This is a genomic window from Neobacillus mesonae (genome assembly GCF_001636315.1).
Classification (GTDB): Bacteria; Bacillota; Bacilli; order Bacillales; family Cytobacillaceae; genus Neobacillus; species Neobacillus mesonae.
This window is the reverse complement of sequence record NZ_KV440949.1, coordinates 5,096,739-5,116,685: the sequence shown is the minus strand read 5'-3', so window position 1 is coordinate 5,116,685 and position 19,947 is coordinate 5,096,739. Positions and strand designations below refer to the sequence as shown.

The following is a 19,947-nucleotide window of genomic DNA, read 5'->3' as shown; positions in this document are numbered from 1 at the left end:
AGTTCTGCACCCCTATAACGATTGTAACGGATAGATGGTTTCAAATTTTGCAAAAATTATTGTAAATATAAAATATCTTTTATGATCTGTTCATAGGGCGGATTGGAGACCCCCTCATACTTTTGCACAACAACCCCTTGTTGATTAACTAGATAAAAATTCGTGCTGTGCACAAATTGATTGGAACCTTCTAATTTTGCGGCCGGGGCCATAAAGGATTTATTGGCAAAGCTCTCAATAAACTCCTGCTTATACCCGGTGATGAGATTCCAGTTTGAAAAATCAGCCCCGACTCCGCCAGCATATTGTTTTAAGATAATCGGCTTGTCATGGTCCGGGTCAATGCTGAACGAAACGAGCTGTGCCTTTACTCCTTCCAATGCCAGTTTCTTCTGAAGTTCTGCCATATTGGCCGTCATGGGCGAGCAAACTGTATCGCAATTGGTAAACACAAAATCAGCAATCCACACCTTCCCTTTTAATGTTGCTAGATTAATTGGCTTGTTGTCCTGATTAACACCTTCAAACTTCGATATTTGCATATTTAATGGAAAAACCACTTTCTCTTTCTGTTCGTTGTTTGAACATGCGCTTAAAAGGCCTAGACAAATAAGCAGGAGTATGACTTTTTTCATTTTAAACATCCTCTCTAGCAAAAAAGTGCTGAGCATTGACTCAGCACCCTGCTTTTCTATTTAGCTTCGACTTTAAAAAATATTTTGCAGATATATTGCGGAAAGTCGCAGATATATTCCGCAAAATCGCGGATATATCGCAAAGACCCGCAGATAAATATCACATACTCAACAAATTTGTAATTATTTTATAAACTGTGTATCAATTAAAGCCGCAAAATCAGGCTTTTCTTTTAGGAATTTTAGCTCAACCGAAGAATTGGCAAACTGTTGAATGACTTCTTCGTTAACATCGGACGTGAAATGGATATTTTTCCATGCTTGATCGATTACATCTTTATCAAGCTCCTGCTTGGTGATATCTTTAATGGCTTTAACCGTAATTTCTTTAGCTTCTTCAGGGTTCTTTTCAATAAATGCAATCGCTTCTTCCTGCGCTTTTACAATTTTAGCAATAACATCTTTGTCCTCTTTAATTTTCTTGCCGCTAGACACTAGAATCGTGTTTGGTAATGTTTGACCATAAGAGATTTTGGAGCTGTCAACAATCACTTTTGCCCCAACCTGTTTGACTAATTGAGAAGCCCAAGGCTCGGGAACAGCCGCTAGATCCACTTTACCAGACCCAAACATGTTGGCATATTGCGCCGGGTTTCCTGTTACATGCTTCAACGTACCGCCAATTCTTGCTGATGAGATGCCATAATCTTGTAAAAAAGTTTCCATCTGTACGTCATGTGTACAGCCAACGCCAGGCGTAATGAACGTTTTTCCATTGAAATCTTCTACAGAATTGATACCGCTTTTTTTGCTGGCAACGATAGCGGTACCACCGGAGGACGCTCCCGCTAAAATTTTCACATCAGCACCATTTGTAAAATTGTTCATCACTGGGCCTGGTCCAACTAAACCAGCATCAATATCCCCAGTTTTTAGGGCCGTCATAAACGCACCGCCGTCCGGGAAGGTTTTGTATTCAACCTTCACACCCTTACCCAATTCTTTTTCATAGTAGCCTTTTTCCTTCGCTACCATCGCTGGTGCGTGGTCAATGTTCGGGAAGTAGCCAATGACTACTGTTTTCTCTTTTTGACTAGAGCCGGCGCTTTCCGAACTGCCGCAGCCAGCTAAAAGCCCCGCTGCCAGTACAATAGCTGAGCCCATGATAGTTAATTTCTTTTTCATCTCCTAATTTCTCCCCTTTAAAAAAACATCTTAATTATTTGTTTCTAGGCCCCAGCGTCGTAAAACATTACGTTCCACTCGCTGGAAGAGTACGATATCGACAATTGTGCCGATGACACCGATGATGATCATAATCCCGATTACGAGCTTCATATTGCCGAAATCAGAGGCATATTTCAGAGTATAACCAAGACCAGGACCAGTGCTTAAAATCTCACCGGCCATTAGCGCCCGCCAAGCAAATGCCCAGCCTAGCCTTGCCCCGGTGACGGCATAAGGAACCGAGGCTGGAAAAATAATTTTTATAAACAAATCCCAGCCTCTCGAACCCATTGTTTGTGCTGCCTTAATATAAAGAGGCGACACATTTTTAATGCCAATTCTCATGTTAATCGTCATGACCAAGGTTGCCCCAAGAATGACAATAAACGTTACAGCTTTTTCGTTTAAACCAAACCACATAATGGCAATTGGCAGCCATACGATACTCGGCACGCTTTGAAGTGCCAAAATCAAAGTTCCAAGCGTTTCATCGGCTGTTTTATTTTTCGCTAAAAGAATGCCTAGACCTACGCCGAGAACAATCGCAATCACCAGGCCAATTGCCAGCCTGCGGAAACTTGCAATAATATCATAGATTAATGTTTTATCAGCAAAACCTGTCACAAGGGCATCGAACACATCTGTTGGTGCCGGCATGAGTGCCGGAGAGACTCCAAAGATTCTCACAGCCCCTTGCCATCCGGCTAAAATCAGTACGACAAAAATAATCCGTTTAATTGTTGGCCGCATATGCTAATTCCTCTTTCACCACTTTATCAATCTCAGTCTGCAGGAGCCCCATTATTCTCTCCTCTAATTTGGCAGTCATCTGCGGGTGCTGCGCTCTCGGTCTAGGAATCCGGACTTGTATATCCTCAAGGACGATACCTGGCCGGGTCCCCATTACGACGATTCGGTCCGAAAGTTTGATAGATTCACTAATACTGTGGGTTACAAACAGAATCGTCTTTTTCGTCTCCAGCCAAATTTTCTCTAATTCATGATGAAGCCTAGAGCGGGTCTGTTCATCCAGTGCACCAAACGGTTCATCCATTAGCAGAACCTTTGGATTCATCGACAGTGCTCTTGCAATTGCTACCCGCTGCTGCATCCCACCAGAAAGCTCATGAGGGGAATGCTTCGTATAATTACTCAATTGCACCATTTGTAAATACTGATGTGCCACCTCTCTTGCTTCCTTCTTTTTCATTTCTTTACGAAGAGGAAACATCACATTCTCTTCTACCGTCATCCACGGAAACAGTGCCGCTTGTTGGAAAACCATCCCCCGGTCCTTTCCCGGCTTTGTAATTTGCTGCCCATTCAGTAAAATCTCTCCGCTTGTGGTCTTAGTCAATCCGGCAACAATCGAAAGCAATGTCGACTTTCCACACCCAGAGGGCCCAAGAATGGAAACAAACTCCCCCTCTTTTATGTCAAGATTAATATCAGAAAGTACTGTACTTGCCGCATTTTGATTCACAAATTGCTTATTTACATCCCGAATTTGAAGAAACATTTTCACCCTCACCCACTTCACCTATAATTCGCATTAATTTAATCGGAATAATGTTAATTAAAATATATTATAAATCTAATCAGCCTAATGTCAATCATTTTTCTAAAAATTATGTTTTGGGTGTCATTTTGGTGCCTGACACCTACCTTAAAAAACTAATTGAGAATTTTTCGCAATTAGTGTTGACTAGTTTGAGAAGTTCCGTTATACTCATAAATGAAAATGATTCTCATTATTAAAAGATTAATAGTTATCGGGAAGGTTCACTACCACTCCCCAACACATCTAAGGAGGAAATAGAAAATGAAGGTCCATACATATATGAAGAAGTTTTCGTTAACGGCAGCGTCTGTTATGTTGGTTGGAGCGCTTGCTGCATGTGGAGATACTGCTAAGGATAACGCTGCGAAGGAACCAGCAAAAAATGAAACCAAGCAGATCACCATCTATAGCGGCCAGCACGAAGAAACAACAAATGCCTTAGCAAAAGCTTTTGAAGAAAAAACAGGAATTAAGGTGGTCTCTCGAGAAGGCTCTAGCAGTGAACTAGCTCATCAGATTGCCGAAGAAGGAAAGAAATCACCAGCTGACATCATCTTCACCGAGGAAACCGGTCCTCTTGTGATGTTAAGCGAAAAAGGATTACTCGAGAAAATTGACAGCAAAGCTCTAGATCAAATTGAACCTAAGTATCGTGATGCAAACGGAACCTGGACTGGGTTAATCTCTCGTTCACGCGTTGTTGCGTACAATCCGAAAGTGGTTGCCGAAAACGATTTACCAAAGACCGTTTATGACTTTGCCGCCCCAGAATGGAAGGATCGTGTCGCATTTGTGCCCACAAGCGGCGCCTTCACACTCCAGGTTGCAGCAATGATGAAATTGGATGGTAAAGAGAAAGCTAAAAAATGGCTCGAAGGGTTAAAAAAATACGGAAAAGTTTATAAAAAGAACAAAATGGCTTTAGATGCAGTTGAAAAAGGCGAAGTTGCAGCTGCACTGATCAACAACTATTACTGGGATTTAGAAGCAAAAGAAAAAGGCGCAGATAACATGAATTCTAAACTTTATTACTTCGGTAATGGGGACATTGGTGATATGATTTCATTATCTGGGGCAGCCATTGTCAAAGCCAGCAGCCACAAAAAAGAAGCACAGCAATTCATGGAATATGCAACAAGTGCCGAAGGACAGCAAGTCTTAACGGATGTGAGCGCCCAGTATCCATTAAACCCGAAAGCAGAAGCAAAAGGACTAAAACCTTTTTCTGAACTTACTCCGCCAGAAGGAGCTCTTGATTTAGGAGAGTATTCAGACGGCCAGCAAGCAATTGAACTCATTCAAGAGGTAGGTCTTTTGTAATGCAATTAAAAGATATACGAAAAGGAAAGGAGCCGCAGCGAAAAAGACCTTCGCTGTTGCTCCTTTTACCTGTTTTTTTATTTATTTTTATCGCCGGTCTCCCCCTCTTATATATTTTTATCCGAGCCTATGAAGCCGGTCCGGAGACAGCCATTCAATTAATTTTTCGACCGAGAGTATATGAACTTTTAAAAAATACTTTTTTGCTTGACCTATCTGTTACAATTGCATCAATGATTATTGGGGTAGCAACAGCATGGTTTATTGAAAGAACCAATCTGTGGGGTCGGAGGCTGTGGAACGTGCTCGTTACGATTCCGTTTGCGGTTCCTGCCTTTGTCAGCAGTTATAGCTGGGTATCATTGAGTTCTGTTTTTGAAGGATTCTTCGGTGCATTTTTGGTGTTAACCATCTATAGCTACCCGCTCATTCATTTACCGGTAGCAGCGGCGCTTCGCGGGATGGACCCGTCATTGGAGGAGGTCGCCCAATCATTGGGATATGGCCCGTGGAAAACATTTTGGCGGGTTACCTTTCCGCATCTCCGACCTGCTTTATTTGGCGGAGCACTGTTAATTGCGCTTCATACATTAGCCGAATTCGGAGCATTATCATTGCTCCGCTTCGACACATTTACAACGGCCATTTACGATCAATATCAACTGGTCTTTAATAGCGCTTCAGCAGCCATGTTAACAACCGTTCTGTTATTTTTATGTTTGATATTTATCGGGCTTGAACTTTACATCCGTGGTAAAGCCAAATATACTGCGGTCGGAAGTGGTGTCTCCCGCACCCAAAGGCGGATCACCTTAAAAGGTACCGCACCGTTTGCCTTACTTGGTTTTACTCTGCTAACAGTCATCGCTGTTGGGATTCCGCTCGGCAGGCTGGGTTACTGGCTGTTTTATGGTACATCCGCCGCGTTCCCCATCGGAGAATTAGGTTCAACATTAGTGACCACCCTATCATACGGGTTTGGCGGTTCGATTTTAACAGCATTGATTGCCCTGCCGCTAGTGATGCTGTCGATTCGCTATCGAGGTCTTTTATCCGTCGCGGCGGAACGTGTCCCTTATATCATTCATAGTCTGCCGGGATTGGTGACCGGATTAACATTAGTATTCTTTGCGGTTCGCTATGCCAATCCGATCTATCAAACAACTGTGTTATTAATGATTGCTTACGTAGTTTTATTTGTACCGCTCGCCCAATCTTCCATTCGGGCATCCTATGAACAGGCTCCTGAACGAATCGAGGAAGTGGCGCGAACTCTTGGAAAACGGCCGCTGAATGTATTTTTCACGGTAACTTTTCCTTTGATTATTCCCGGCATCGGCGCAGGAATGGCCCTTGTCTTTCTAAAAATTATGAACGAATTAACGGCAACTCTTTTATTAAGACCCACCGGAGTAGATACACTAGCAATTAAAATTTGGCAGCATACTACAAACGCGGAGTTCGCTGCGGCTGCCCCTTATGCAGCGCTGCTAATCATCATTTCAAGTCTACCGGTTTACATCTTAACCATGCGTTCGTTTTCAGGCACAAGGAGGAAGAAGCATGAAGTCAATATCGATTAAAAATCTGTCTAAATCATATAATTCTGTGAAGGCACTGACAGATGTCAGTTTCGAGTTACAACCAGGACAAATGCTGGCGGTGTTAGGACCATCTGGATGCGGCAAAACAACATTATTACGCAGCATAGCCGGATTTGAGATACCAAATGAAGGCACGATTGAAATTGGGGGCGAAACCGTCTTCTCCAACCGGGTTTACCTAGCCCCTGAAAAACGCCGGATCGGTTATGTGCCGCAGGAAGGTGCTTTATTCCCGCATCTATCGGTTGCCCAAAATATCGCATTCGGACTGCCACGGGGACTAAAACGGAATGAACGTGTCCGTGAAATGCTCGCTCTCGTTGGGATGGAAGGTTTTGAAAAAAGAATGCCGCATGAATTATCCGGCGGCCAGCAGCAGCGGGTGGCGCTTGCCAGAGCACTCGCCCCTGCCCCATCGCTCATCTTGCTGGATGAACCCTTTAGCGCTCTTGATACCGGCTTACGGGCGAAACTGCGTGATGATATTCGGCTTGCATTAGAAAAAACAAATGCCACTTCCATTATGGTTACCCATGATCAGGAGGAAGCCTTGTCAATGGCAGACGTAATTGCGGTGATGAGAAATGGTGAGATCGTCCAATTTGCTGAACCGGATGATATTTATACCACACCGAAAGATTTAAAGGTGGCGACATTTGTTGGGGACACAGTATTGGTTGATGGTTGTTTAAACGGGGATTGTGTGGAATGTCCTCTTGGGTCGCTCCCGGTCATTCATCAGGCAATCCATTCGGATGGCAGAAATGCTACCGTGATGATTCGCCCGGAACAGCTCACATTAGGCGAAAGAAATAGCGGCATTTCGGCAGAAGTCATTAAGACAACCTACTTTGGCCATGACTCACTGGTTCATTTACAAATTGGAGATCATGAAAACTCATGCCAAGTATCCATCCGCGTACTCGGCAAACCGCAAGTGAAAACTGGAGATATTGTGGGGCTTCAGGTAAATGGAAATGTTATGGTTTATTGAAAAAAGGCGCCAAAAGTGATGGCGCCTTTTTTAGTTGTTGTTTCTGGTTTACATAATTATTTTATAAAAAACTATTCGCGAATTGATTAGATTGCTTGGGCGGCTGGTGTTTTTGCCGGAATCAAAAAGCTAAGGATCACGGTGATAATACTAAAAATTAGAGCAAACAGGAATACGTTTTGCATGCCGATCACCACATTTGCTGCCTGATTGATTAAAACTCCCATAATGGTTACCCCGATAGATGTCCCAATGTTCCGCAAAAACATTTGCAGCGATGTTGAGATCCCTTTAATATCTGCATCAGCAAACTCCTGGGAAGCAATCGTCCCTACCGCAAACAATAATCCGAATGAAAAACCTTGCACGGTAAGAATCATGAATAATGAAGCATAAGAAATATCCTGGACAAAAATATAAAGCGCTAATCCTGAAAATACGGTAATGAAACTGCCGATAATAAATAATTTTTTATACCCAAAGCGGATTATCCAATTTCCTGCCGGCGTACTGCCGAACATCCAGCCGACTGCAATACTTAAAAGGATCAGCCCGCTTTTGTAAATACTCATGTTGTTCCCTTCTTGCAGGAACAACGGAATAAAGTTCGATGTCCCAAAAAATGAAACACAGTAAACAAGCATGAACAGATTTGTTCGGAAAATCCCCTTATTTTTAAACAACGATACCGGCAGAAATGGGTAGCTTTCCCTCCGTTCGACTAGAATAAAAATAAGCAGAACAACTAGGCCGGCTGCAGCATACCATAACGGATTACTGACATTTGTTGCGAGTAGCAGCAGCGTAATGGCGATTCCAAATAAGAAAAACCCTTTATAATCAATATACGTCTTTTTAAATTGAACCTGTTCTTTATATGGAATCAGACAAAGCACTGTGGCAATACCAATCGGGATGTTTATAAAGAAGATCCATCTCCAAGTTAATGCTTCCACAAAAAAAGAACCTAATACTGGTCCAACAATCGATGATAATGCCCATATAGAGCTGAATACAGCTTGAATTTTTCCGCGCTTTTCAATTGTAAATAAATCACCGACAATTATCATCGAAAGTGGAATCATCCCGCCTGCTCCAAGGCCTTGTATCCCTCGATAAATGACTAATGTAACCATGGAATTGGCCATGCCGCAAAGGATCGAACCAAGTGTAAAAATACCGACCGCAATTATTAATAACTTTTTCCGTCCGTACATATCCGATAATTTCCCGTACAACGGTACGGTGACGGTGCTTGCCAACATATACACGACGAAAATCCAGGCGAACAATTGCATGCCGCCGAGCTGCTTGACAATCGTCGGGCTTGCCGTTTGCATGATATTGGCATCGAGTGCCGAAATGAGAGTGGTAATGACCAACCCCCAGAATACGTACTTATTTTTCCCCATAATAACCTCCTGTGTAAAACCCCTAATGATGAATTCCTTTTTTTGCATCTTTCCCATTATAGCAAAATTCCAATTCGATTATCTAATACTTTTTATAGGGAAATATAGTGAGAAATTAACTTATTTCCTCTTTTCCAGTAATAAATTGGGCTAATTTAACAAACTCTAAAAATCGGAGGTGAGGAAATGGAAAAAGATATGAATCAGGAAAACAGTGTAAATAACGAGGAAATTATGAACCGGGTGAATCAAACCCTTGATAAGATTACACAAGATGTGAAAGATATGATTCAACAAAACGACCAGCAAAATGATAATCAACTTACTTAACGCATTTATGTCGTTATTTTATAGACTTTATTTTTTAGGCGGGTTTTGTCCCCGATAAAGAAGTAAAACCCAACACGTTAATCTTAAAGTGTTGGGTTTTGCCGATTATCCTGCCGATTTTAAGAAATCGCCGACTACCTGTATGTATTCCCTCTCCTCTTCTACATACGGCATATGGGCGCTGTTCTCATACACATGGAATTTGGAGTTCGGCGTCAGACTGCTGTAATATTCAGTTGTTTCCGGTGTCGCTTCATCATAACGGCCGCAGGTATAGAGTGTTGGGCAAGTTATTTCCTTCAGCCTCGCAGTGCAGTCAAAAGTCTTTAAATTACCTTTTACGGTGAATTCAGATGGTCCCCACATGATGTTATACACTTCGGGATTCCGGTAGTCGCGTGGTCTATTTTCCAGCCATTCCGGATTTTTCTCTAATCGATTGACGAAATGTTTACTAAAGACTTCAATGGCAGCTTGAAATTCCGGTGAATCGGTTGTCCCGTTTTCCTCACAGCGTTTAATCGTTTCCTGTACATCCAACGGCAGCTTCTTTAAATTTCGGCGTTGGTCCTGCTCCCATAAAGGCGCACTTAAACATGGGCTTGAGTAAATAACACTTTTCACACCATTGGGCTTTGGTTCTGAAAGGCAATACGCCGCCGCGAGCGTCGTTCCCCAAGAATGTCCAAGAATATGTACTTCGTCGAGGTTAAGGGCCGCACGAATCTGCCTAAGTTCCTCCACAAAACGGTCAACATGCCACAGTGATACATCTGTCGGCCTTTCTGAACGCCCACAGCCTAACTGATCATATAAAATTACCGGACGATCCTTTGCTAACTCTTTTAACCCCTGCAGCGAATAACTAGAAGATCCCGGCCCCCCATGGAGCACTATCAAAGGTGTACCAGCCGCCCCCTCATCAAATCTCTGATACCAAACCCTGCCGCCAGTTACCTCAACAAAACCTTCTTTATACATTTTCATTTCTCCCTTCTAACCACTCGGTGTCAGGCACCATGTGAAAAATTCACATGGTGCCTGACACCGCGCATTGTAAAAATTGTACGATATCCTATTCTTTTTATACAAGCATTTCCTGTTAGGATCAATATGCTAGATTATGATGAACTTTTTGTGGAGGAAACATGTTGATTAATAAAATCATTCAAACAGGACTTAAACAGCTCGGGAAACCTTATGTGTTCAATGCCCCGTCGTTTCAAACAAAGTTTTTTGATTGCAGTTCCTTCATGCAATATATTTTCACAGTCAATGGTGTACCGCTCCCAAGGAATTCACGCCAACAATTTCTAGCAGGCAAATCTATACCTTTTCATAAAATTAAAAAAGGAGATTTACTATTTTTCACTACCCAAAGCAGAAAATTTAAACGAGGCCTTGAGAAAATTGGCCATGTGGCGCTTTACCTTGGACATGGTCAAATCCTGCACACCTTTCCAAAAGGGAAAATGGTGAAAATATCTAAACTTAACTCCTATTGGAAGAAAATGTTGGTCGGTGCTAAAAGAATCTATTAAAAAATCCCCGAAAAACAGATTTCGGGGATTACCAAAACTATACTTCATTTTCAATTGGACCGCTTTGTAAATGAATGCGGATTTTTCCGTTCGAAGTTTTTCCATGATGCAATAGTTCCTCTCCGATGACAGCCTCGGCGATATTGGCGGAATGATCACCAATTCTCTCAAGATTACTGATAATTTCGGTAAACGTTACCCCGCCTTCCCCATCACAAATTCGCTGATTAAGACGGACAATATGATTCTTTCGCAGCTGACGTTCCATCATATCGATCTGCTGCTCTTTTGTAATCACCTGCCGAGCCAAATCAACATCAAAAGTTTTCAAAGCGCTGATGGCATCGGTTAAGGTAGAAATAACGAGTGTTATCATTTCATTTAATTCGCCTACAGCCTCATCCGAAATTGCTACCCGATTACGAATTTGATAGTCAATCGCCTCTACTATGTTTTCCACATGATCGCCAATTCGTTCAATCCCGCGGACAGAATCAAGAAGAATTTCATGTTTCTGTGAAATCGCTCCTGGAAGCGGCTTCGCTGAAATTTCCACAAGATAATTGGTAATCTGCTTGTCTAAATTATCAATTACTTTTTCTAATTGAATAGCTGTGTCGGCATGCTTTTTTTGCCTCGTATGGAAATAAGCACTGGCCTCGTGTAAGCCAGATAAGGATAGCTCGGCCATACGCACTACTTCTTCCTTTGCCTGCCCTAATGCAAGTGATGGGGAATTCTCTATAAAAATAGGATTCAAATGCATCGGCTTAAAGTCTATCGCCTGATCTTCGCCGCGCACTACTTTTGTCACAATCCATGCCAGTACGGCAATAAACGGAAATTGAATAATCGTATTCGTCACGTTAAACGTTCCGTGCGCAAACGCAATCGTCATCTCCGGATTTAATCCCATTGAATGCTGTAGCAAGCCAATAAATTTGGTATAGGGAATAAGGAAGATCATAAAAATAATCGTACCAATCACATTGAACAATACGTGAACAAGTGCTGCCCGCCTTGCCGCAATAGAAGTCCCAATACTTGCCAGTACCGCGGTAATGGTCGTTCCAATATTATCACCAAATAACACTGGCAGTGCGGCATTTAATTGAATCGCATCCTGGGCAAACAACTCTTGTAATATACCAATTGTGGCACTCGAGCTTTGAACAATCAGAGTAAACACTGTACCAACAATGACCCCAAGCAGTGGATTATCACTCATGCTTAAAGTTAAATCTTGAAACATTTCTAACGAGCGCAACGGTTTCATTCCTTGGCTCATTAACTTTAGCCCAAAGAATAAGGCACCAAAGCCAAAGACAATTTGGCCGAATGATTGCACCTTTTGATTTTTAAAGAAGAACAGCAGCCCAGCACCAATAGCAATTATCGGCAAAGAGTATTCATCAATCTTAATTCCAATAATGAAGGCGGTTACAGTAGTGCCGATGTTCGCTCCCATAATCACACCAATTGCCTGTCTCAGCGTCATGAAGCCGGCGCTTACGAGTCCGACCGTTAACGCAGTCGTACCGGAACTAGATTGGATTAACACCGTTACAAACATCCCCGCCAGTACACCCTTCAACGGATTGGATGTAAACCGATCGAGTATGTCTCGCAGTCGATCTCCAGCCGATTTTTGCAGACCGTCCCCCATAAACTTTATACCGAAAAGAAAGATCCCCAGCCCGCCAATAAAAGTGAAGATCATCTCTTGGACATTGAAACTCAAAAAATCAACCCCTTATTTCGACAATCTTTGTCCATACACTACTAAGATATTCGATTGTCCAAGCCACGTAAACCGGTTCAGGAAGAACTTAACATTAAATTTACAATCTCTTAACAATTGAAGTGATATTTTCCAGAAATGAAAACGCCTAGTAATTTCGACTAGGCGTTAAATCTATCAATCTACTATTTCCAAATTCTTCGCAGTCTCATAAATTCCTGAAGATAACCCCATACTGACACGGGGGCCATTATCATTTGATAACACAGGACATATAGGAAAAATCCGCCGATATTCCTTCGGATGCGCAATCCTAGTTCGGAAAATACGCCTTTTTGGTAGCGATATAAAATATAATTGGTTAGCAGAGTAAGCGGCAGTACTAATAGTGTATGCGGCCCGACAATCCAAAAAATTCCGAATAAGCTTAATATAAGTCCAGGTATCCAAACAAAGGTGTACACAAAGTCCAGATACGGCATAACCAAATTAGAACCTGTCAAATAGCGGGTAAACACCATTGGCTGCTGCCACGGCTTAACCCGTTTCAAGGCTTCAATCATGCCCCTAGCCCAGCGGCTTCGCTGCCTTGCAAAATGAATAAAGCCCGTCGGTACATCTGTAAAGGCAATCGCAGTTGGCTCAAAATAGACTTTGTAGTTTTTTTCTAAAAAAGCCCATGTAAGAACAATATCTTCGCCAATTGCATCCGGCCAGCCTCCGACTTCCTTCACAACATCTGTTAAATACAGGCTGTACGCACCTTGTGCCACCAGCGTTCCCTGGTACAACCCCTGAAGCCGTTTGATCGAGGCGATTCCTAAAAAATAATCCCATTCTTGAATCTTTGCCAGCCAGTTTTCCCGGCTGTTCCGAACTAAAATAGCACCGGCCACGGAACATACATTATTCGGTGCAGAGTTCATGCGGCTCATTAACCGGCGGATGGCCTGCGGGTGTAGCAATGTATCAGCGTCCAGTGTAATCACATGTTTCGTTTCAACAAATTGGAGTCCTTTGTTTAAGGCGTTGTTTTTCCCTGGCTTTTTGGCAAACAGAATGCGGACATTAAGCCCTAATTCTTCCCCTAATTTTTTGGCAACCTGGGCCGTAGCATCTGTTGAATTGTTATCTATGACATAAATATAGAGATCGCCCTGATAATCTTGCTTGGCAATTTGTTTTAAGGTCGCAGCTATTCCCTGTTCCTCATTTCGGCAGGCGATTAAGATGCTGATCGGGTCTGTGGGGGCCGTTGTTTTAAAAGCCGGCTGCCGGTCAAACAGTAAACTTACCACCAAAAAGGCATTTAAGTAGCCGGGTATATAGGCAATCCCTGTTATAATCGCAATGGCTGCTGGCAGTGTAACAATTTCCCCCAATTCCTTCACCCAAGGAATTGAAATGATGATGGAGAAAATCATCCACCCCAGTGAAATTCCATGACTAAGCCAAAATTTCCATAAGACAGGCAGATACCGACGTTTTTGTAAAGGTGTAGGATTTAAAGGAGTAGGATTTGCTAGATTCAATGGATTTCCTCCTGAAATAAAATAAAAATACCTGCACTCCAGCAATACTTCATATTTTCACTTATTTTATATTATTTTTTATCTCACTTCTATTAAGAAATATAATTTCCACAAAAAGTTCATAAATAGTGTAATTTTCCATCGCTCTAGAGAAAAAGAACAGTTTGATCCAAACAAAAAAGATGCCCCGGTCAGCGCCGAAGTCATCTAAAGTTTATTTGGTATAACGATATTCCAATTCATCTTTCTTTTCATTATAATCGACATGCAAATCATGGCCGTTGAAGAACCATACATCAGAACCTTCCACGTAAAAGGTAATCCCGTCTATTTCTGTACTTACCTCCATATCGAGCGGCTCGTTATCAACCGTAAATGCAAGCGAATAATTTTCTTGCACGGGGCTGCAGCCATATATTTGTGAATAAAACTTAATTTTCCCTCCATCGCTTAGTCCGACCTCTTCCTTAAACCAACGTAAAGCCTGCTCACTAATGTTAATTTTCATACACTTCTCACCTTTAGCTTCCAAATTACTTTTAATACTATCATAAGCAATTGTGTAATTGTTTATCAAGCATCCAAGTCCAGGTCAACAGAAATTTGTCTGCTCGCATCGGTTTTTGTCAAATTTTCGACTTTAAACAAAAAATTGATTTGGTTACCCTTAATTTATAGTAGAATACACTTGGCATATTCTAGCGAAAGGCATCACACTCTGGAGGGAATAGGAATGAACACCAAAACGTTTATTAACTGGTTGAATAATCCCGTCTATTTCCGCTGTGGATTTTATTTTGTGATGGCATTCAACATACTACTTTTCGTTCTTCAAATTAAACAGGATCAATTATTTTCTTTTTTTATTATTGCGACGATATTCTTTGGTATTGGTTTTTACAATCGAACCTCTTGGTTTTTAATCGTTAGCACGACATTTATCGTCACTTTAAGGCTGTTAATGGACAAAAATCAATGGCATTTGTCCGCTGTCCTCTTACTTGAATTAACCTATTTGATTACTATGGCTATTTCTGTTGGAATCATGCGCAGTACTCAAAAAATAAAAGACGACAATTTAGAGTTAATCCTTGCCCTTTCGAAGGCACTTGATTCTAGAGATACTTACACATCCTATCATTCGAATAATGTTTCCCGTTATGCAGTCGAAATTGCTCGAAAAATGCACTTATCAGATAAAGAAATTGATGTGATTCACAAAGGAGGGCTGCTGCACGATATTGGCAAAATTGGCATTTCCGAAGATATTTTATTAAAACCAGGCAAGCTGACGAATGAAGAATACAGCGTGATCAAGAGGCATCCGGTGATTGGATATGATATGATTAAACATGTTTCCGATTTTATTGAAAATGGTATTTTAGAGATTGTTCTTCACCACCATGAAAGATATGATGGTAAAGGATATCCATTTGGGTTAAAGGGAGATCAGATTCCGCTGGGCGCTCGGATTATTGCAATTGCTGACACGTTCGACGCCATGACCTCCAAGCGTGTATATCGGAATGAAATTGATTTAGAAAGTACTTTAGTAGAAATAGAAAAAAATAAAGGGTTGCAATTTGACCCGGAAATCACCGATGTCTTCCTCAGCCTCTTTGATCGAAATAATCAATGTAATAGAAATATAGTATAAGGACTGTCTAAAATATGAAAAAGACTGGTAGAGTGTTAACGTCCCTTCTCCTTTTATGTTGTAATTCCTTTTATATCTTATTTTATTATCATCGGGATGGTTATGTAAGCTGGATGGAAATTGGCGGATTACCTGTAATGCTCACAATTGCCTGGTTTTTTGGAAAACAATACGATAAAGCCAAGTATTACTCCGAGAAAGATACTCTTACCAAGGTTTATAATAGAAGAATTATCGAGCCGTTTTTTGCAAAAATAACGTCCATCGCGGAACGGAACCAACAAAATGTAGCCGTGCTGCTGATTGATGTAGATCATTTCAAAACCATTAACGATCGATTTGGGCATCAAACGGGAGATGAATTATTAAAGCTTCTTGCTGATGTATTGGTAAAAAATGTAAGAAAATCAGATTTGGTTGCCCGCTGGGGCGGTGACGAGTTCATTCTCTTTTGTTCCAATATCAAGAACAGCGAAAATCTGGATGGAATGACGGATCGTATCCACTCAAACCTGAAAAAAATCCCTTTCCCGGGAGTTGAACTCAGCATTTCAGTCGGATCGGCCATTTATCCAAATGAAGGAACCTCACTCGATGCCTTACTGCGCATGGCTGATAAAAAAATGTATAATATGAAGATTCGCCACATGGCGGAGTGAGGTTGAATATAAGAAGGTGCTTTTTCCTGCAGAATTTAAGTCGGCGGAAAAAGCACCTTTCTTGATTTATTGATTATAATGGACGATTCTCAAAATCATAATCAACCGGCTTTGGAGCAACTCGTGAATGTTCTAACGCTGGTGTATCTGGGCGGGCAATTTGATACACGGCTGCACCAATCACTTCGGCTGCTTCCTGCAGCTTATTTTTGTCAATTTTATCAATCGTATCTTGTGGGGTATGATACCACTGCTCTAGAGGTGCATGACAGAATACGGCCGCTGGAACGCCAATTTCGTGGAACGGCTGGTGGTCGCTCCGTCCTACCTTTCCATACGTTAGGATTTCTTTCACAGCAGTTCTAGCTCCAGCTGCTGCACCAAGATCGGTAACGATATTTTTATTTCCGTCAACGGTATACATAATCAGTCCGTTGGCGTTATGATCCCCGCCAGAATCCTTACTTCCAATCATTTCGATTTGGAATTGACCTACGATTCGATCCGCTTCCGTCTCGCTTAATGACCTAGCATAATGATAGGATCCTAACAATCCTTTTTCTTCAGCACCGAATGTAACGAAACGCAGTTCTGTATCAATCGGCATCTGGGCCATTACTCTAGCAAGCTCTAGGACAGCGGATACCCCAGAGGCATCGTCATTGGCACCAGGACCTCCCGGTATCGAGTCATGATGGGCACTCACCATAACGACTTGGCCGGTGTCCTTGTTTTTGTTTGGTTTCATTTTGGCAATGACGTTATAGGAGGTTTTTTCGACAAATCCAGAGCCTGATACTTTCAATTGAGCAGAGATCGTTCCGGATTTTAATTGCCCAACTAAGTCTAAGCCTTGCGCTCTTGTAATGGCGACAGCAGGAATATTTTGACCAGGATCTGCTGAACCAAACGCGTTAGATGTGCCAGAATTGTTGTACATAATAACCCCAACCGCACCCTTTTCGATTACATTTTTAATTTTATCTACAAAAGGATTATCACCTCGTTCAATCAAGGCAATTTTGCCTTTTACGGTGTCAGGCACCGTACCGGGAAGTGCTTTGCCTACATCGATTACTTCTGCAGTTACTTCAGCACTGTAGGATCCGGTAAATACATATGGCTTAAGGTCTTGTCCGTTAATAGTTAAAGCTCCACTTACATTATTTCGGACGGAGTCATAAATTTTAAACGGTTGTATCTCAGTCTCATAGCCGTATTGCTCAAACTGGCTTTGTATGTAATGGACCGCCTTAAGCTCGCCATCAGTACCTGCCACACGTGGCTGCTCAGATAATAACTTAATCGTATTATACATGTTATCTGCACTAATTTTTTTAATAATCTTGTTGTCAAATGCTGATATTGAGTTGATGTTAGGGGTGTTTTGTACATTGTTTGGTCCCTGAGCTGAAACACCGTTAGCGCTTAAAACCAGCCCTGCCGTTAATAAAGCTGATAAAACTTGTTTCTTTTTCATTAAATAAACCTCCTCCTATTCTACCATTTAGAATATAGTCATCTTAAAAACTAGGTGCCTTTCCAAAGCTGAACACTAGTAGTTTCAGCAGGAAAAGCACCTGAATTGTTACATCTCAACTTAATTAAGCACCAGGCGGGCGATTTTCGAAATCATAATCAACCGGTTGTGGAGCTACTCGTGAATGTTCTAATGCTGGAGTATCTGGACGAGCAATTTGATAGACTGATGCTCCAACAATTTCAGCTGTTTCTTGTAATTTTTGCTTATCGATTTTGTCAATCGTATCTGCAGGTGTGTGATACCATGGCTCAAGCGGTGAGTGAATGAATAAGGCTGCTGGAATGCCAAGCTCATGGAATGGCTGGTGGTCACTTCGTCCTAGCTGGCCATAAGGAACAATTTCACCTAAAGCAGTTCTAGCACCTGCCGCAGAAGCAAGGTCCGTCACTAGGTTTTTCTTGCCATCAATTGTGTACATAATCAACCCGTTTGCTTTGTTATCGCCACCGGCATCTTTACTTCCGATCATGTCCATTTGGAAGTGAGCGACGATTTTATCAGCTTCCTCATCGCTTAATGTTCCAGCATAATGATAGGAGCCTAATAGACCCAACTCCTCAGATCCGAAAGTGACGAAGCGCAGTTCTGTATCAATTGGCATATTGGCCATTACTCTAGCAAGCTCTAATACTGCTGAAACCCCAGAGGCATCGTCATTGGCGCCAGGGCCGTTTGGAACGGAATCATGGTGAGCGCCGATCATGACTACTTGGCCGGTATCTTTGTTTTTGTTCGGTTTCATTTTGGCAATGACGTTGTAAGAAGTTTTTTCTTCCATACCGGAACCGGTTACTTTAATATGTGCTGTTACCGGGCCATTTTTTACTTGGTCTACTAATGCCAAACCTTGGGCTCTTGTAATTGAAACAGCAGGAATGTTTTGTCCGTAAGCTGCTTGTCCAAATCCATTTGATGTCCCGGTGTTGTTGTACATGATTACACCGACTGCACCTTTATCGAATACGTTTTGGATTTTTTCAACGAAAGTAATATCGCCGCGTTCAATTAGGGCAATTTTCCCTTTTACGGAGTCAGGCACCGTACCAGCTTTTGCGAGGCCCACATTGACCACTTCTGCTGTTACATCACCACTATAGGATCCTGTCATTACATAAGGTTTTAGGTCTTGTCCACCAACTTCTAGTAAGCCGCTAACATTGTTTCGAATAGCAGAGTAGATTTTGAAAGGCTGGATTTCAGTTTCATAGCCATACTCCTTAAACTTGCCCTCTATGTACTGAACCCCTCTTAGCTCACCAGGTGTCCCTGCTTGACGGGGTACCTCTGATAAGTAAGCAACAGTGTTGTACATATTGTCTGCGTTAATTTTCTTGATGATTTTGTTGTCGAATGCTGATGCTGCATTCTGATTTGGTGCTCCACTTACTGGTCCCTGGGCATATGCTCCATTTACACTTAACACCAGCCCCGCCGTTAATAATGCCGAGATTACTTTTTTCTTCGCCATTTAACCACTCCTATTCTTATTAATTGTAAGCGTTCTCAGTTGATTATCGGTGATATTCCTAGTTTCGTAAACTTTAAGAGTTAGACAAAAAATGACGGCATTCTACCGATATTATATCTTTTTTACTATCTCGATAGTGGAAACTATTATTCCATTTGTTGAAAAAGGTAGAATTTTCGATTAAAAATAGGTAATTGTGCTTAGTTGAAGGTGTAAAACTTGGGTAGAAGCGGCTCGATGAAAAAGAACTTGATGTATTTTAGAACTAGAGGCTTTATATCGGCTTTCTTAGACAGAACCCGTCTATCATTTTGACCGGTCGAACCACTTCCTTCCTCTTCCCGGGCAAAATCAGCCGTTTATTTTGACCATTACCAACTCTTCATATCCATCCTTGGGTAAAATCACCCTCACTTTTGACAGTTGACCCTCTCCTCTTCCTGTTCGCTCAATATTCCATTTCGCTTATTCTTTACAAACAAAAAAGCAGATACTACTTGCATCTGCCTACTTCATATATAAAAACTATTTCACCCAATATTTCATACAATCCTTACTTCGATCCATAAACCCATACTCGATTAAATATCTTCGAATTGTAGCAAAATCTGCGTAAATCGATTTTAACACCTAATTAATCTCTTTTTCGAAATACTTCTCGTTCGGTTCGAATCGGTTAAAATATGCTGTAACACAATAATCTTACGCTTTTCCTTACTCGGA

Annotated in this window: 19 protein-coding genes; 7 read left to right on the top strand and 12 right to left on the bottom strand. The window is 41.7% G+C overall.

The genetic code is table 11. From position 1 onward, the window contains the following. Positions 1-56 precede the first annotated feature (56 nt). The 4 genes from A6749_RS24110 to A6749_RS24095 form a co-directional block, all read right to left on the bottom strand. Positions 57-635 (bottom strand): SCO family protein, encoded by a 579-nt coding sequence (locus A6749_RS24110; protein ID WP_066398158.1) that lies wholly within the window; start codon positions 633-635, stop codon positions 57-59. 183 nt (positions 636-818) lie between these two features. Further along, positions 819-1,820: an ABC transporter substrate-binding protein gene (locus A6749_RS24105; protein ID WP_066398156.1), complete on the bottom strand. Its 1,002-nt coding sequence runs from the start codon at positions 1,818-1,820 to the stop codon at positions 819-821. 30 nt (positions 1,821-1,850) lie between these two features. Next, positions 1,851-2,612 carry an ABC transporter permease gene (locus A6749_RS24100; protein ID WP_066398144.1) on the bottom strand — a complete coding sequence of 254 codons (762 nt, stop codon included), beginning with the start codon at positions 2,610-2,612 and terminating at the stop codon, positions 1,851-1,853. Then, positions 2,596-3,381, bottom strand: coding sequence for an ABC transporter ATP-binding protein (locus tag A6749_RS24095; RefSeq protein ID WP_066398142.1), 786 nt, complete (start codon positions 3,379-3,381; stop codon positions 2,596-2,598). The genes A6749_RS24100 and A6749_RS24095 overlap by 17 nt, the downstream gene beginning before the upstream one ends. 303 nt (positions 3,382-3,684) lie before the next feature. On the opposite strand from A6749_RS24095, the gene A6749_RS24090 reads away from it, so the two are divergent. Genes A6749_RS24090 through A6749_RS24080 form a run of 3 tightly spaced genes read left to right on the top strand, consistent with a single transcriptional unit; the run spans position 3,685 to position 7,341 of the window. Further along, positions 3,685-4,743 (top strand): extracellular solute-binding protein, encoded by a 1,059-nt coding sequence (locus tag A6749_RS24090; RefSeq protein ID WP_236719721.1) that lies wholly within the window; start codon positions 3,685-3,687, stop codon positions 4,741-4,743. After that, positions 4,743-6,326 (top strand): ABC transporter permease, encoded by a 1,584-nt coding sequence (locus A6749_RS24085; RefSeq protein ID WP_066398139.1) that lies wholly within the window; start codon positions 4,743-4,745, stop codon positions 6,324-6,326. The genes A6749_RS24090 and A6749_RS24085 overlap by 1 nt, the downstream gene beginning before the upstream one ends. Beyond that, positions 6,307-7,341 (top strand): ABC transporter ATP-binding protein, encoded by a 1,035-nt coding sequence (locus A6749_RS24080; RefSeq protein WP_066398130.1) that lies wholly within the window; start codon positions 6,307-6,309, stop codon positions 7,339-7,341. Before A6749_RS24085 ends, A6749_RS24080 begins: the two co-directional genes overlap by 20 nt. Before the next feature lie 86 nt (positions 7,342-7,427). Here the strand turns inward: A6749_RS24080 and A6749_RS24075 are convergent, their stop codons facing one another. Next, positions 7,428-8,753 carry an MDR family MFS transporter gene (locus A6749_RS24075; RefSeq protein ID WP_066398123.1) on the bottom strand — a complete coding sequence of 442 codons (1,326 nt, stop codon included), beginning with the start codon at positions 8,751-8,753 and terminating at the stop codon, positions 7,428-7,430. A 186-nt stretch (positions 8,754-8,939) separates the two neighbouring features. Between A6749_RS24075 and A6749_RS28480 the strand changes: the two genes are divergently transcribed. Further along, positions 8,940-9,083 carry a hypothetical protein gene (locus A6749_RS28480; RefSeq protein WP_161487166.1) on the top strand — a complete coding sequence of 48 codons (144 nt, stop codon included), beginning with the start codon at positions 8,940-8,942 and terminating at the stop codon, positions 9,081-9,083. A 105-nt stretch (positions 9,084-9,188) separates the two neighbouring features. Here the strand turns inward: A6749_RS28480 and A6749_RS24070 are convergent, their stop codons facing one another. After that, positions 9,189-10,064 (bottom strand): proline iminopeptidase-family hydrolase, encoded by an 876-nt coding sequence (locus A6749_RS24070; RefSeq protein WP_180321144.1) that lies wholly within the window; start codon positions 10,062-10,064, stop codon positions 9,189-9,191. A 167-nt stretch (positions 10,065-10,231) separates the two neighbouring features. Between A6749_RS24070 and A6749_RS24065 the strand changes: the two genes are divergently transcribed. Beyond that, positions 10,232-10,624, top strand: coding sequence for a C40 family peptidase (locus A6749_RS24065; RefSeq protein WP_084797963.1), 393 nt, complete (start codon positions 10,232-10,234; stop codon positions 10,622-10,624). Between the two features lie 37 nt (positions 10,625-10,661). On the opposite strand, the gene A6749_RS24060 is transcribed toward A6749_RS24065, so the two are convergent. From A6749_RS24060 to A6749_RS24050, 3 genes are all read right to left on the bottom strand, one after another. Further along, positions 10,662-12,365: a Na/Pi cotransporter family protein gene (locus tag A6749_RS24060; protein ID WP_084797962.1), complete on the bottom strand. Its 1,704-nt coding sequence runs from the start codon at positions 12,363-12,365 to the stop codon at positions 10,662-10,664. A 185-nt stretch (positions 12,366-12,550) separates the two neighbouring features. Further along, positions 12,551-13,897, bottom strand: coding sequence for a glycosyltransferase family 2 protein (locus tag A6749_RS24055; RefSeq protein ID WP_066398108.1), 1,347 nt, complete (start codon positions 13,895-13,897; stop codon positions 12,551-12,553). 214 nt (positions 13,898-14,111) lie between these two features. Further along, positions 14,112-14,405, bottom strand: a complete 294-nt coding sequence (locus tag A6749_RS24050; protein WP_066398096.1) for a HesB/YadR/YfhF family protein — start codon at positions 14,403-14,405, stop codon at positions 14,112-14,114. Between the two features lie 225 nt (positions 14,406-14,630). Between A6749_RS24050 and A6749_RS24045 the strand changes: the two genes are divergently transcribed. Together A6749_RS24045 and A6749_RS24040 are read left to right on the top strand one after the other, a co-directional pair. Then, on the top strand, positions 14,631-15,554 hold the full coding sequence (locus tag A6749_RS24045; RefSeq protein WP_066398094.1) for an HD-GYP domain-containing protein: 924 nt from the start codon (positions 14,631-14,633) through the stop codon (positions 15,552-15,554). A gap of 14 nt (positions 15,555-15,568) precedes the next feature. After that, complete coding sequence (locus tag A6749_RS24040) at positions 15,569-16,213, top strand: GGDEF domain-containing protein (protein WP_066398087.1); 645 nt, start codon at positions 15,569-15,571, stop codon at positions 16,211-16,213. Positions 16,214-16,286: 73 nt separating this feature from the next. Here A6749_RS24040 and A6749_RS24035 read toward each other — a convergent pair whose 3' ends face one another. The 3 genes from A6749_RS24035 to A6749_RS29035 form a co-directional block, all read right to left on the bottom strand. Continuing rightward, positions 16,287-17,693 carry a M28 family peptidase gene (locus A6749_RS24035; protein ID WP_066398075.1) on the bottom strand — a complete coding sequence of 469 codons (1,407 nt, stop codon included), beginning with the start codon at positions 17,691-17,693 and terminating at the stop codon, positions 16,287-16,289. Between the two features lie 124 nt (positions 17,694-17,817). Next, on the bottom strand, positions 17,818-19,224 hold the full coding sequence (locus tag A6749_RS24030; RefSeq protein WP_066398073.1) for a M28 family peptidase: 1,407 nt from the start codon (positions 19,222-19,224) through the stop codon (positions 17,818-17,820). Between the two features lie 525 nt (positions 19,225-19,749). After that, entirely contained in the window at positions 19,750-19,854 is a 105-nt protein-coding gene (locus A6749_RS29035; protein WP_236719720.1) for a DUF2087 domain-containing protein, read from the bottom strand. Positions 19,855-19,947: the final 93 nt, after the last annotated feature.